At 35.7% G+C, this 14,428-nt stretch carries 11 protein-coding genes and 4 tRNA genes; all 15 read left to right on the top strand.

Going from position 1 to position 14,428, the window contains the following annotated elements; translation table 11 throughout:
* Nucleotide 1 precedes the first annotated feature (1 nt).
* The 15 genes from O1A01_RS25150 (at nt 2) to yycF (ending at nt 14,427) form a co-directional block, all read left to right on the top strand.
* Nucleotides 2–1,423: a tyrosine-type recombinase/integrase gene (locus O1A01_RS25150; protein WP_270065328.1), complete on the top strand. Its 1,422-nt coding sequence runs from the start codon at nt 2–4 to the stop codon at nt 1,421–1,423.
* Nucleotides 1,420–3,030 (top strand): tyrosine-type recombinase/integrase, encoded by a 1,611-nt coding sequence (locus O1A01_RS25145; protein ID WP_270065327.1) that lies wholly within the window; start codon nt 1,420–1,422, stop codon nt 3,028–3,030. Before O1A01_RS25150 ends, O1A01_RS25145 begins: the two co-directional genes overlap by 4 nt.
* Nucleotides 3,023–3,493, top strand: coding sequence for a DUF6262 family protein (locus O1A01_RS25140; RefSeq protein WP_270065326.1), 471 nt, complete (start codon nt 3,023–3,025; stop codon nt 3,491–3,493). Before O1A01_RS25145 ends, O1A01_RS25140 begins: the two co-directional genes overlap by 8 nt.
* 251 nt (nt 3,494–3,744) lie before the next feature.
* Nucleotides 3,745–3,981, top strand: a complete 237-nt coding sequence (gene rpsR / locus O1A01_RS25135) for a 30S ribosomal protein S18 (RefSeq protein ID WP_066417506.1) — start codon at nt 3,745–3,747, stop codon at nt 3,979–3,981.
* A gap of 155 nt (nt 3,982–4,136) precedes the next feature.
* Nucleotides 4,137–5,072, top strand: coding sequence for a YybS family protein (locus O1A01_RS25130; protein WP_066417489.1), 936 nt, complete (start codon nt 4,137–4,139; stop codon nt 5,070–5,072).
* Between the two features lie 25 nt (nt 5,073–5,097).
* Complete coding sequence (locus tag O1A01_RS25125) at nt 5,098–7,074, top strand: DHH family phosphoesterase (RefSeq protein WP_066417491.1); 1,977 nt, start codon at nt 5,098–5,100, stop codon at nt 7,072–7,074.
* Nucleotides 7,071–7,520, top strand: coding sequence for a 50S ribosomal protein L9 (gene rplI / locus O1A01_RS25120; protein ID WP_066417492.1), 450 nt, complete (start codon nt 7,071–7,073; stop codon nt 7,518–7,520). Before O1A01_RS25125 ends, rplI begins: the two co-directional genes overlap by 4 nt.
* A gap of 160 nt (nt 7,521–7,680) precedes the next feature.
* On the top strand, nt 7,681–9,048 hold the full coding sequence (gene dnaB / locus O1A01_RS25115; RefSeq protein ID WP_066417493.1) for a replicative DNA helicase: 1,368 nt from the start codon (nt 7,681–7,683) through the stop codon (nt 9,046–9,048).
* Nucleotides 9,049–9,216: 168 nt separating this feature from the next.
* Nucleotides 9,217–10,503: an adenylosuccinate synthase gene (locus O1A01_RS25110; protein WP_066417495.1), complete on the top strand. Its 1,287-nt coding sequence runs from the start codon at nt 9,217–9,219 to the stop codon at nt 10,501–10,503.
* 318 nt (nt 10,504–10,821) lie between these two features.
* Nucleotides 10,822–10,897 (top strand) — tRNA-Lys (locus O1A01_RS25105).
* Between the two features lie 7 nt (nt 10,898–10,904).
* A tRNA-Glu gene (locus tag O1A01_RS25100) sits at nt 10,905–10,979 on the top strand.
* Nucleotides 10,980–11,024: 45 nt separating this feature from the next.
* Nucleotides 11,025–11,100: transfer RNA gene (locus O1A01_RS25095), tRNA-Asp, on the top strand.
* Nucleotides 11,101–11,187: 87 nt separating this feature from the next.
* Nucleotides 11,188–11,260 (top strand) — tRNA-Phe (locus tag O1A01_RS25090).
* 363 nt (nt 11,261–11,623) lie between these two features.
* Nucleotides 11,624–13,111, top strand: coding sequence for a M23 family metallopeptidase (locus tag O1A01_RS25085; protein ID WP_084380264.1), 1,488 nt, complete (start codon nt 11,624–11,626; stop codon nt 13,109–13,111).
* Nucleotides 13,112–13,722: 611 nt separating this feature from the next.
* Entirely contained in the window at nt 13,723–14,427 is a 705-nt protein-coding gene (gene yycF / locus O1A01_RS25080; RefSeq protein ID WP_066413577.1) for a response regulator YycF, read from the top strand.
* The last annotated feature ends 1 nt before the right edge of the window (nt 14,428 follow it).

Genomic DNA, 14,428 nt, shown 5'->3' with positions numbered 1-14,428 from the left:
TATGAAAATTTCCCCTTTGATAAAATTCTCAGAAAATCGTTGGAGTGTAAGCGCAGGTAATAACTTAAACCCATATACATTTGATTTTCAGTACCTTCCAAATAGTTGGTTTAGGCATACTATTAAGAAGATTACTCAAGAAGCATTCACTATTGGCAAACTTTCTTATGGGACTATCCATAGGTATCACTCTGGCCTTGTACCTTTCTTTACTTTCTTAAAAGAGGGTAATTATTCTGTAGACACATTTGAAGATTTGAATCCGAAGATTATCGAAGAGTATGTACATTATTTATTAATGACATTTACTTCACCATCAACTAGGAATGTAAAGTTTGCTTCATTAAAACATCACTTGAGATTCGGTCAAATTTTAGGGTGGGAAAAATTCCCTAAAATAGATCTGTTTGATGGTACAGAGCGCAGAACCCTCCAAACATCCGACACATTAAAATCAATGTTGATTGATGATCGAACTATGACACAAATAGATGAAGCGCTTGATAAACAACATTTCGTAATGAAGTCAATAAACGAAATCGTAGTATGGGGCTTAATAACCTTGATACGACAAACTGGAATGCGACTGCATGAAGCACTATTACATGAAGAAAGTTTCATGACTAAGGACCTAACAGGAAAACCACTTCTAGAGGTTAGAAGTACCAAAACTCATACTGATCGTTATATTCCTGTTAATAGCAAAGTTGTGAAAGCATTAAGGAAAGTTGCAGAAATAACAAGGAAAGATAGGGAACTAAACAGTATTAAATCCATTTTTGTATGGGAATTCTACAGAAAAACTCCTAATAAGAGAAGAGTTGATTATCTGACCCAATATGAAGCGCGTGATCAGCTTCATAAGTTTAGTAAAAAATATGGGATAGAAGTGCACTTCACATACCATCAATTCCGTCATAATTTAGGGACTGAACTTATAAATGGCGATATGAGTATGAGCGAGGTAATGCAGTATTTAGGTCACGATTCTAGTCATTCAACAAGATTGTATGCTAAGGTTCGCAAGGACCGATTAGCTTCTGAGTATAAAAAACTAGGGTTTATTGGAAAAATAGTTGAAGACATATCAAAGATAACAGATAAAGACGAAAGTGAAATTAACGAGAAACAGCGATTAATGGCTCAACTACCTGATGGTATTTGCGCAAGACCTATAAAAGAAACAGTGATTGATTGTAAGAAACCCAATGCTTGCCTGTTTTGTCCTAAGTTTATTACGACACCAGAATTCTTAGAGATTCACAAAGATCACTTATTTAGGATAAAGGCCGATAAACAAAGGTATTTGGAGGAAAACCTCTTAGGTACAGACTACCTTTTAAATGAAACTGAGAAAGCCCTAAAAGATATAATTACTCAACTAGAGGCCATTCAGTCGAGTATAGGAGGTATGCCTGTATGACAGCTAAAAATCTATCAGTTTTAGGTAAACTAACTGACTATGATCCAAAACAACCAGAAAGAGACTATCAATGTGGAAATAATAAATTCTCTGAAAATATATGGGATTTTAAAGGCTTTCTCGATAAACCTACTTGGAATGATAAAAAGTTTCAATTAAACTTCACTGTTTTCTATAGTAATTCCATTCGTAATAGTGTTAAGCACTATATTGCAAGTGAGCTATTAATGAATGGCTTCAATTCTGTCAGAAGAAAGCTAGACAGCTTCAAGCAACTTAGGGACTTTATAGAAATACATGAGATAAAATCTCTTAGAGAGTTAAATAAAACAGTATTAAAGGAATATTTCGAATATGTATTGTCATCTACAAATGTTAAAGGTTTACCTCTATCAGCTGTATCGCGTAAAAAGGCTGCTCAGGTCGTGCAGGAACTTCTAATACGTGGTTCAATTAGAGGATGGGAAGTTCCGAAAGAATCTAAACACGTAAAGTCAATGTATCAAATAATGATTATTGAGAATAAAGGAATAAAAGAAGGTACGAAATTTGGAAAGACTAATAAGGTTTTGCCAAGTAATGTAATAATTGATAACTTAATAAGTATTTCAAATGAATCACTGAAAAAAAATGAAGATGTATTAACAGCAGCAAGTATTCTTCTTACTACACAATTAGGACCTAGAATTAACGAGTTTTTATCAATCAAAACAAATTGTATAAAGACAATTAATGGTGTGGCTCATCTTTTACTGACAACCACTAAGGTAGACAAGTCACCTGTTGAAGTATTCTTGCCAGCTAACGAAATAGTAGTTAAAACCATAGATTACTTAGAAAAGTACGCTGAACCTTTACGGATTGAATCAGGATTGCCCTATTTATTCCTAACGAGGAATAGGAACCAAAAAGGCTTCCCAATTTGTATTGCTAGTTTTTCTAATTGGACTAAAAATCGCTTAAAACCTTTTATTGAAAAACATGATATTCGTGACGAGTATGGAAAAGCCTTAAAGCTTACAAGTCATTATTTTAGACATGTTTTCGCAACATACGCTCTTAAGGGTGGGATGAAAATCCATGATGTTGCAGAAATTCTAAACCATAAGTCACTATCAATGACAGAAACTTATGATCATAGTAGTGAAGAAAAACAAGAGGTTGTAAAAGAGATTCTTTCAGGAGAAGTACCAGTAACTTCTACAAATAAGGTGGTTCTTGAGTCATTAGAAGGCGACCAAAACCCATTTAAAGGGTTAACCACTGAGAATGTTGACAAAATGAGAAGAGCGTTAAAAATAGAGCTTTTACCACATGGTATGTGTTTGCATCATCCAATGCGTGGCGAACCATGTGCTCAAGACGGAGCCTGCTTAGGATGTACAAATTTCTTAGCATCTTCAAAACATTTGCCGATATATGAAAAACGGTTGGATAAGGTAAATCAAGAACTTCAATCCCAAAGGAATGGCGAAGGTATTTATAGTACCAAACTCCAATACCAAAAGGGTAAGCTTGAAAAATATATTCTAGAATTACAAAAAAAAATGGCCAAGAAAGAATTTCGGGAAGCGATGTTAGAAGTGGCGGTGGCGCGAGATGAATAAAAAACTTAATATGGCTGGAGCAATAGAAAAAGCCGCAACTTTGAAAAGAGATGCGACTACTCAGAAGATAACAGAGGCTCTAAATAAGCTCAAGAAAAGCAAAAAGAAGTTAACTATTAGCGCTGTTGCTAGGGAAGCTAATGTATCCAATAAAACGATATATAACCGTCTAGACTTAAAGGCAATGATCGATGAAGCTATTAACTTGATAGCGGATAAGAAGAAAGCAAAAGACGAAAAGCCATCACTTACTAAAGGGTCAATGACCCAAACAGTTAGAATTGACAAAATGCGAACACAAATCAAAGATTTAAAGCAAGAAAAGATGGAGCTCCTTGAACAAAATGCACAACTTACTGATATGGTGCTTAAATTAAAACGGGAAATAACAGAGATAGAAGAAAAACTATATTCTCAGGCTACTTTAAAAGTCACAAACTTAAAAGAAAAAAATTATGATTAACAAAATTAAGTTCATTGAAAACTAAATAAAACTGCCTCCGTCTCTAGATTATGTCAAAAAGGTAAGAACATTATCGTCGTGAAATGTAAGCTTTCTGGGATAAGGGTAGACTTGACAATCAGCCTTGAATTACACACATTTCTGATTATTAATCCATATTGATTGTGATAATAAGGATTTACATGGTTTTGGTTATCATAATTACCATTCTAATACGGAATAAAGAATAAAGGAGGGAAATGAATATGGCAATGGGAGGACGCAGAGGCGGACGTAACAAACGTCGTAAAGTTTGTTATTTCACAGCTAACGGTATCACTCATATCGATTACAAAGATATTGATGTGTTAAAGAAATTTGTATCTGAGCGTGGAAAAATTTTACCTCGTCGTGTGACAGGTACTAGCGCTAAATACCAACGTAAATTAACGATCGCGATCAAACGCGCTCGTCAAATGGCTTTATTACCATACGTTGTTGGTGAATAATAAATAAAGAGGAGGCAGTGAGAGATAATCTTGCTGCCTTCTTTTTTACAGTTTAGTTATTTAGCGAATTTATCCTCTTATAAGCAAAAGTAACATATGTTCCTTTTATTTTAGGGTAAAATAGTAAGTAGTTAATAAGGAGGATAGAAAAATAGATGAATGGAACAAAAAGATTAACAGAGGGTGCTATTCTTTTAGCTATATATGTAGTCCTTTTACTTATTACCATTTACATACCTATAATTGGCACCATAACAATGATTGCAATGGTGTTACCGTTTGTTTTTTATGCGAATAAATATGGGTGGAAGCACTCATTAGGTGTTGTCGTGTTAGCTAACATACTAGCGATTCTTTTCGGGTCACCAATTGCTTTAATGATAAGCTTACCTACAAGTACAGCTGGAATTGCAATAGGACATCTATATAGTCAAAAAGCAAGTAGATATAAAGTGTTAGGTGTTACAACCGGTGTTTATTTAGCGAACTTTCTTATATTCTACGTCTTAACGATGGTTCTATTTGAGCTCAACATTACAGAAATTATTAGTACGACTACAAACGAGTCGATCCAAATGGTTGAAAGTATGCTAGCAGTTGTGGGGCAAGAACAAATGGACGAAGTAATAACAAGAATTGAAGAAATGACAACGATGTTCTTATATTTACTACCATCCTTGCTAGTTACGACTTCAATTGCCTTTGCATTTATTTCTCAATGGTTATCTGCTTTCTTTTTAAGAAGGATGAAGTATGAAGTACCTTTCTTTCCTCCGTTTAGGGAGTTAGTATTACCAAAAAGTTTATTGTGGTATTATTTAGTAGTTCTGCTATTTTCTTTTATGCAAATGGAAGAAGGGTCAATGCTGCATTTAGCAACATTAAACTTAATGTACATACTAATGTTAGCGATGACAGTACAAGGATTTTCTTTCCTCTTCTTCTTAGCGCATATTAAACGATGGGCTAAAGCAATTCCAATTATAATTGTTATTACCTCTTTCCTTGTTCCACCTATCCTTTATATAATAAGAATGGTAGGTATCATTGATATTGGGTTTGAGTTAAGGAAACGTTTAGCTGGTAAGTAAATTGGAAACTAGGAGCTGAAAATTAATGCCTAATAACTTAGAAATACAGCGCTTTAGGCATCCTTTCTATACGTTGTTAGCTTTAGCGGCTTGTTTAAACATTGCGCTTATGTTTTTCCAATGGCTAATTGGGATAGGAGGATTTATTCTTCTCGGTTTAGTTGTTTATTATTACGTAAAAGTAGAAGCAGCTTCTAAACAAGAAGTCGAAAAATACATATCCACTTTATCTTACCGTCTTAAAAAAGTAGGCGAAGAAGCATTAATGGAGATGCCAATTGGAATCATGCTGTTTAACGATGATTATCAAATAGAGTGGGCAAATCCTTTTATAGCCTCTAGCTACCAAGAAGACACGTTAATTGGTCGCTCGTTATACGAGGTTGCTGATGATTTAATTCCTTTTCTAAAACAGCAGGAAAAGGATAATGAGATTATTTCTATTTTTGATAGAAAATACAAAATAGTGCTCAAAAGAGAAGAAAGATTATTATACTTCTTTGACGTAACAGAACAAGTTCAAATAGAACGTCTTTATGAAGATGAGCGGACTGTTATTGGAACAATCTTTTTGGATAATTACGATGAAGTAACGCAAGGCATGGATGATCAATCTAGAGGGTCGTTAAATAGCCAAGTAACGTCAATATTAAATAAGTGGGCACTTGAAAATGGAGTATACTTAAAAAGAGTATCCGCTGAGCGCTATATTTCCATTTTTAACAAACATATTTTAAGTAAATTAGAGAAAAGTAAATTTTCTATATTAGATGAAATGCGAGAACAAACATCTAAGCAAAGCTTACCATTAACATTGAGTATTGGAATTGGAACAGGTGTCCCATCATTGCCAGAGTTAGGTCAGTTGGCGCAATCGAGCTTAGACTTAGCATTAGGTCGGGGTGGAGACCAAGTTGCCATAAAACAAACGAATGGTAAAGTTCGCTTTTACGGTGGAAAAACAAATCCAGTAGAAAAACGAACACGTGTAAGAGCTAGAGTTATCTCTCATGCATTAAAAGAGATTATTAATGATAGTGATAAAGTGTTAATAATGGGGCACCGCTATCCGGATATGGATGCGATTGGAGCTGCAATAGGAATTGCGAAAGTTGCTCAATTAAACCAAAAAGAAGCCTATATTATTTTAAATCATCAAGAAATTGATGTGGGGATTCGTCGCCTTTTAGAAGTAATGAAAGAACATGAATCACTTTGGGATCGTATCGTTACTCCTGAAGAAGCTTATGAAATTTCATCACAGGATACGTTATTAGTAGTTGTAGATACTCATAAACCATCATTGGTAATAGATGAAAAAGTGTTAAATAAGCTTGATAAAGTGGTTGTCATTGATCATCATCGACGCGGGGAGGATTTTATTGAAGATCCACTACTTGTCTATATGGAGCCGTACGCTTCCTCTACAGCAGAACTAGTAACGGAGCTTATCCAATACCAGCCAAAACGTTCCAAGATCTCAATGATTGAAGCGACAGCATTATTAGCTGGTATTATGGTTGATACGAAAAGCTTTACCGTAAGAACGGGCTCAAGAACGTTTGATGCTGCATCCTATCTTCGAACTCAAGGTGCAGATACGATTTTAGTGCAAAAGTTGTTAAAGGAAGACTTAGACAACTATGTGAAACGTGCAAAGTTAATTGAAAGCGCCTATGTGTATAGGGATGGAATTGTTATTGCCAAAGGAACAGACGAGGCGGTAGTGGACCAAATTTTAATCGCTCAGGCCGCAGATACGTTATTATCAATGAGTGATATTCATACTTCATTTGTATTGGCTAAACGTGGAGCAGAAGAGGTTGGAATTAGTGCACGATCATTAGGTGATATGAACGTTCAAATTATTATGGAAAATCTTCAGGGTGGCGGGCATTTAACAAACGCTGCCACACAGCTACAGATGTCTTTAGAAGAGGCTGAGAAATTACTACAGCAAGCAATAGACCAATGTTTTGAAGGAGGTACTAAAGAGGAATGAAGGTAATATTTTTAAAAGATGTAAAAGGTAGAGGGAAAAAAGGTGAAGTAAAAAACGTTGCAGATGGATATGCGCAAAACTTTTTATTAAAGCAAGGTTTAGCTTTAGAAGCAACTCCTGCTAATTTAAAATCTTTAGAAGCGCAAAAAAATAAAGAAGCGAAAGATGCTGCAAACGAATTAGCAGAAGCTAAGAAGCTAAAAGAAAAATTAGAAAAAATAACTTTACAATTTCAAACAAAAGCTGGAGAAGGTGGACGCCTTTTCGGTTCCATTACGACAAAGCAAATTGCCGAAGAGCTTAATAAAAAACATAAAACAAAAATAGACAAACGAAAGATGGAACTAGATGATGCAATTCGTGCATTAGGTTACACGAATGTGCCAATTAAATTACACACAGAAGTAACAGCAACTTTAAAAGTACATGTAACGGAACAGAAATAAGAAGTAATTAACATTGAATGAAACTACAATTCGTGATAGGCTTTAAGTAGTGAGAAGCTCGGCAATAAGCCGAGTTTTCTTTCGCTTTCTATGAAAAAATTTTGAAATAAAACATAAATAGAATACTAGTTTAGGAGAGGAAAGGGAGGAATCAAAAGAGATGAGTGACCTGTTTGCAGATAGAATACCACCACAAAATATTGAGGCCGAACAGGCAGTATTAGGTGCAATATTTTTTGAACCAAGCTCTTTAACCCTAGCTTCTGAGCTATTATTACCAGATGATTTTTATCGAGCAGCACATCAAAAAATATTTGATACGATGCTTACATTATCTGACCAAGGCGAACCGATAGATTTAGTAACAGTTACTGCTAGCTTAGCGGACCAAAAGATATTAGAAGAAATTGGTGGAGTCTCGTATTTAAGTGACTTAGCAAATGCGGTTCCGACTGCGGCAAACATTGAATATTACGCAAAAATTGTAGAAGAAAAATCTATTTTACGCCGTTTAATTCGTACAGCAACAAACATCGCTCAGGAAGGTTATGCAAGAGAAGATGAAGTAGCTGGTTTATTGAATGAGGCAGAAAAGCAAATATTAGAAGTATCACAACGAAAAAATGCAGGTGTTTTTAAAAATATAAAAGATGTACTCGTACAAGCTTACGATAATATAGAGGCAATGCATAATCAAAAAGGAGAAGTGACAGGTATTCCTACTGGTTTCTCCGAATTAGACAGAATGACAGCGGGTTTCCAGCGAAATGATTTAATTATTGTAGCAGCACGTCCTTCCGTTGGTAAAACAGCATTTGCCCTAAATATTGCGCAAAACGTAGCGGTAAAAGCAAGGGAAAATGTTGCTATCTTTAGTTTAGAGATGGGAGCAGACCAGCTTGTAATGAGGATGCTTTGTGCAGAAGGAAATATAAATGCCCAAAACTTACGTACAGGCCAGCTAACGACAGAGGACTGGGGAAAACTTACGATGGCAATGGGTAGCTTATCAAATGCTGGTATATACATTGATGATACACCTGGTATTCGAGTTAGTGAAATTCGTTCTAAATGTCGTCGTCTTGCACAGGAAAATGGATTAGGGATGATTTTAATTGACTATCTACAACTTATACAAGGTAGTGGTCGAAATGGCGGAGAAAACCGTCAGCAGGAAGTATCAGAAATTTCTCGTTCATTAAAGGCATTAGCTCGTGAATTAAAAGTACCTGTCATTGCATTATCGCAGTTATCACGTGGCGTAGAGCAACGTCAAGATAAACGTCCAATGATGTCTGACATTCGTGAATCTGGAAGTATTGAGCAGGATGCTGACATTGTAGCTTTCTTATATCGTGACGATTATTATGATAAGGAAAGTGAAAATAAAAATATTATTGAAATTATTATCGCGAAGCAACGTAACGGTCCAGTTGGTACAGTATCGCTAGCATTCGTAAAAGAATATAATAAGTTCGTTAATTTAGAGCGGCGATTTGATGATGAAGCAATCCCATCAGGGGCATAACACCTATTATTAATAGGTGTTTTTTCTTTCTTGTAAAATATTACGAACGAATATATGAAAATACTAAAATATCGTTCGTGTTTTGTTTGACTTGAACGTAAAATATTGATAAACTAATGAATGTTTCAATGAAAAGTATAGTCTACATAAAGTGGAGGTGTACGATCTATGGCATCAGTAGTCGTAGTAGGAACACAGTGGGGCGATGAAGGTAAAGGGAAAATTACAGATTTTCTTTCTGAAAATGCAGAAGTAATTGCACGTTATCAAGGTGGTAACAATGCTGGACATACGATTAAATTTAATGGTGAAACATACAAACTACATTTAATTCCATCAGGTATTTTTTATTATAATAAAATATGTGTCATCGGAAACGGAATGGTAGTTGACCCGAAGGCACTAATCCAAGAATTGAAATATTTACACGACCGTGGAATCAGTACCGATAACTTACGGATTAGTAATAGAGCACACGTTATCTTACCGTATCATTTAAAACAAGATGAAGTAGAAGAAGAGCGTAAAGGTGCAAACAAAATTGGTACAACGAAAAAAGGAATAGGACCTGCTTATATGGATAAAGCAGCACGTATCGGTATTCGTATTGCAGACCTTCTAGACCGCGAAACATTTGAAGAAAAACTAACACGTAACTTAGAAGAAAAAAATCGCTTATTAGAAAGAATGTATGAAACAAAAGGCTTCCAAAAAGAAGATATTTTAGATGAGTATTATGAGTATGGACAACAGTTTGCAAAATATGTTTGTGATACATCAGTCGTATTAAATGATGCACTAGATGAAGGCCGTCGTGTTCTTTTTGAGGGTGCACAAGGAGTAATGTTAGATATTGACCAAGGAACGTATCCATTCGTAACAAGCTCCAATCCTGTTGCAGGTGGCGTCACAATTGGTTCAGGTGTAGGCCCTTCAAAAATCAATCATGTTGTAGGAGTATCAAAAGCTTATACAACTCGTGTAGGGGATGGGCCGTTTCCAACAGAATTACATGATGAAATCGGTGACCAAATTCGTGAAGTAGGTAGAGAATACGGAACAACGACTGGTAGACCACGCCGTATTGGCTGGTTTGATAGTGTTGTTGTACGTCATGCTAGACGTGTGAGTGGTCTTACTGACCTATCATTAAATTCTATTGATGTTTTAACAGGTATTGAAACGTTGAAAATTTGTGTAGCATACAAATATAAAGGTAAAGTAATGGAAGAATTCCCAGCTAGCTTAAAAATTCTTGCTGAATGTGAACCAGTATACGAAGAAATGCCAGGTTGGACAGAGGATATTACAGGAGTGAAAACATTAGGAGAACTTCCTGAAAATGCACGTCACTATGTAGAACGTATTTCACAACTAACAGGTATTCCTTTATCGATCTTTTCTGTCGGTCCAGATCGTTCGCAAACTAATGTAGTACGTAGTGTTTATGCTTAATAGAAATAACCTCTTTTCTTATTTGAAGAAAAGGGGTTTATTTTTTTATAAAAACTATTGCTTTATTTGCCCCAGTTATGATATTATAAAAAACGTCGCTGCTGCTGATACATTATTTAAGCAGTAGATTACGATATTATGTGCCATTAGCTCAGTCGGTAGAGCACGTCGGAATAAGCTACGAAGCATATGCTTCAGCGTACATGCCGAGATGCTTCTTGAATAATCATCCTGAGGCATGGACGACAAAAGGAAAAGCTTCCTCGAAAAGGTCGCAAACTAACAAAAGTATAAATATTTAGGCAGTATTTATTTTATGTGCCATTAGCTCAGTCGGTAGAGCATCTGACTTTTAATCAGAGGGTCGAAGGTTCGAGTCCTTCATGGCACACCATTGAAATGGCCCGTTGGTCAAGCGGTTAAGACACCGCCCTTTCACGGCGGTAACACGGGTTCGAATCCCGTACGGGTCACCATTATATACATAATGTGCAATAAAGCGATAAAAGAGATTATTAAGAGGTCCCGTGGTGTAGCGGTTAACATGCCTGCCTGTCACGCAGGAGATCGCGGGTTCGATTCCCGTCGGGACCGCCATTTACATATACATTGCATCTTGATTAAGTGACTTGAGAAGTGTACAATGGACAAGTAAATAAGGTTTAGGCCTTTATATAATAATATGGCTCGGTAGCTCAGTCGGTAGAGCAATGGACTGAAAATCCATGTGTCGGCGGTTCGATTCCGTCCCGAGCCACTTATAAAAACACACTAACTATAATCGGTTAGTGTGTTTTCTTTTTTATTTAAAGGGACTGGTAATAAAAGGATTAAAAAAATTATAGGTAGACATGCAAGTTAAAAACAAAAGGTTAATATAAATGGAAAGATTGATAAATATAGAGGATAAGTAGTCTTTACTAGGTAAAATAGAAGCATTTTGTACAAAAATGTTTCAAAAAACGGGCAAATATGACACTAATAATACATTTATGTTACATCTTTCATCCAACTATTCTACTTTTTTATTAAAATATGGTATGTTAGTAAAGTCAGAAAAAATAATGATAGGTATAAAAGACCTATCTTAAAAGATTATTGGATATCAGGGGGAAATACCATGATCAGCCATATCAAAACTTTATACAATACATACCGAAAAAAACTTAATAATATAAAGCCAATCGACTATAAACTAATAAACATAGCAAAAAAAGGTGTTATTTCAACAGTAGCGGTAGCTACATTAACATTAGGTGTTTACACTGCTCACGCTAGCCAAAGTTCTATAGGAACTATATATCACGTTTATGTGAACGGTGAGCGTATTGGTTCTGTTGACGATACTTCTATTCTTGAGAATGCATTAGATTCAAAAATCGATGCAGAACAGAAGAATTTTAAACAGCTAGAATTAACGATTGGAAATCAAGTTTCCTTTATTCCAGAAACTACATTCCGACCGAATGCGGAAAATGAAAGTACTGTAAAAAAAGCAGTAGATCAAGTAGAAGTAAAGGCTAATGCTTCTGCTATTGTTATTGACGGTGAGCCAATCGTTTATTTAGCGTCTGAAGAAGTAGCGGAAGAAGTGATAAAACAACTAAAGCTTGACTTCGTATCAGAGGAAGAACTACAAGAATTGGAATTAAGAAAATCACTTGAAGAGGAACTACCTAAACTTCAAGAAAATGAAACTCGTTTATTAGACGTAGTAATGACAGAAAAAGTTTCAGTTTTATCAAAAGAAATTTTGCCAAAAGAAATATTATCTACAGAAGAGGCTGTTACGTACTTGAAAAAAGGTACACTCGAAGAACAAACGTATGAAGTAGCAGCAGGTGATGTATTAGGTTCTATTGCTCAAGATCATGGTTTAACTACTGCAGAGCTATTAGATCTTAATAATGATATTTCTGAAGACTCTTTATTACGTATTGGTGATGAGTTAAATGTTACAGCTTTTAAACCATTTATACATATTGTTGTAATGAAGGAAATGCGTGTTACAGAAGAAGTTCCATATAAACAGCAAGTAGAAGAAGATAGCAATATGTTAAAAGGTGAAACGAAAGTGAAACAAAAAGGAGAGAATGGAGAAAAGTCTATCCATTCGGTTGTAACGTTAGAAAATGGGAAAACAGTTAGTACTGAAATTAAAGAAGAGAAGGTAACAAAAGAAGCTGTTGACCAAATCGTTTTAAAAGGTACGAAAGTTATCCCTTCTAGAGGAAACGGGACACTAGCATGGCCAGCTTCTGGAGGGTACATTTCTAGTAAAATGGGTTATAGATGGGGACGAATGCATAACGGAATTGATATTGCTAGACCGAGCAATTATACGATTAAAGCAGCTGATAACGGTGTAGTAGAGTTTGCAGGCTATGATGGCGCATTCGGAAACAAAGTTATTATTAACCATCAAAATGGACTTAAAACGCTATACGCTCACTTATCTTCGATCTCTGTTTCAAAAGGCCAAACAGTAGCTCAAGGTCAACAAATTGGAGTAATGGGTTCGACAGGTCACTCTACTGGAATTCACTTACACTTTGAAGTGCATCAAAATGGTGTTGTACGTGATCCACTACAATTTTTAAATAGATAATATAGATAATAGATTAGTAAAAACCTCTAGCATTTTAAAAGTTGCTGGAGGTTTTTTTAACCCTTTATCGTATTTGATATAAGAGGTAGACCATTACAAGAAAAACTTGAACCATGGGTATGAAAAATAGAAACTCCTTATTGCTACAATATTTTACCTTTTAAGATATAGAACCGTGAGTGGAACGGAGCGGAAGACACTTGACTCCTGCGGGAGAAGAGGGAGGCTCGGCTCCATGAAAAGCGTAGGCGTCTCGCTTAGGTCCAATCAAACTGGAGCTTTTCCGCAGGAGATAAAGGAAAGTTTGAGCCGGACCTAGCCGCCGAAGCTAGACATCTCCCCGCGGCGACGCACAGGATGTGCTAGTGTCGACCGTGCGACAGGACGTCGCGGTACGGTCGACCAAGCAAGTGTCTGTAGCGAAGTGAAACGGACTAACATAAAACTACGATGCTATTCTCAAGGTAGACTTATAAAAGTACCAATAATATTTTCCAAATAGGTTAACTAGATGATTTACAATGGTTGACATGGTAAAGTTAATAGAGAGAAAATGAACACAAATAAAAAAATATAAATAGATTATCGCTAAAGATGAAGGAGAGATACTTATGGATAAACGAATACTAGTAGTAGACGATGAAAAGCCAATTGCAGATATATTAATGTTTAACTTACAAAAGGAAGGCTATGAAGTCCATTGTGCATATGATGGTGAAGAGGCAGTAGAGAAAGTAGATGAGATTAAGCCAGATTTAATACTATTAGATATAATGCTACCTCAAAAGGACGGTATGGAAGTGTGCCGTGAAGTTCGTAAAAAATATGATATGCCTATTATTATGTTAACAGCAAAGGATTCAGAAATAGATAAAGTGTTAGGTCTAGAACTAGGAGCTGATGACTACGTTACGAAACCGTTTAGTACACGTGAACTAATTGCCAGAGTAAAAGCTAATTTACGTCGTCATCAACAAAAAGCAGCAGAAGTAGAAGATGATTCTGCTGAAATTAAAGTAGGTTCTTTAATTATTCATCCAAGTGCTTATATGGTAACAAAACGTGGTGACATGATTGAATTAACGCATCGTGAATTTGAGTTATTACATTATTTAGCGAAAAATATCGGACAAGTCATGACTCGTGAACATCTGTTACAAACAGTTTGGGGATATGATTACTTTGGAGACGTTCGAACAGTCGATGTAACGATTCGTCGATTAAGAGAAAAAATAGAAGATAATCCAAGTAATCCAACTGCAATTGTAACTAGACGAGGGGTAGGGTATTATCTGCGTAATTCAGACCAGGAGTAAA

It is taken from the genome of Sutcliffiella sp. NC1 (assembly GCF_027594365.1).
Taxonomy (GTDB): Bacteria; Bacillota; Bacilli; order Bacillales; family Bacillaceae_I; genus Sutcliffiella; species Sutcliffiella cohnii.
This window is presented reverse-complemented; position numbering and strand designations above follow the sequence as displayed.

Bases quoted from the DNA above. Each gene is read 5' to 3' on its own strand.
- O1A01_RS25150 (WP_270065328.1), top strand. From the start codon at position 2: ATGAAAATTTCCCCTTTGATAAAATTCTCAGAAAATCGTTGGAGTGTA.
- O1A01_RS25145 (WP_270065327.1), top strand. From the start codon at position 1,420: ATGACAGCTAAAAATCTATCAGTTTTAGGTAAACTAACTGACTATGAT.
- O1A01_RS25140 (WP_270065326.1), top strand. From the start codon at position 3,023: ATGAATAAAAAACTTAATATGGCTGGAGCAATAGAAAAAGCCGCAACT.
- rpsR (WP_066417506.1), top strand. From the start codon at position 3,745: ATGGGAGGACGCAGAGGCGGACGTAACAAACGTCGTAAAGTTTGTTAT.
- O1A01_RS25130 (WP_066417489.1), top strand. From the start codon at position 4,137: ATGAATGGAACAAAAAGATTAACAGAGGGTGCTATTCTTTTAGCTATA.
- O1A01_RS25125 (WP_066417491.1), top strand. From the start codon at position 5,098: ATGCCTAATAACTTAGAAATACAGCGCTTTAGGCATCCTTTCTATACG.
- rplI (WP_066417492.1), top strand. From the start codon at position 7,071: ATGAAGGTAATATTTTTAAAAGATGTAAAAGGTAGAGGGAAAAAAGGT.
- dnaB (WP_066417493.1), top strand. From the start codon at position 7,681: ATGAGTGACCTGTTTGCAGATAGAATACCACCACAAAATATTGAGGCC.
- O1A01_RS25110 (WP_066417495.1), top strand. From the start codon at position 9,217: ATGGCATCAGTAGTCGTAGTAGGAACACAGTGGGGCGATGAAGGTAAA.
- O1A01_RS25085 (WP_084380264.1), top strand. From the start codon at position 11,624: ATGATCAGCCATATCAAAACTTTATACAATACATACCGAAAAAAACTT.
- yycF (WP_066413577.1), top strand. From the start codon at position 13,723: ATGGATAAACGAATACTAGTAGTAGACGATGAAAAGCCAATTGCAGAT.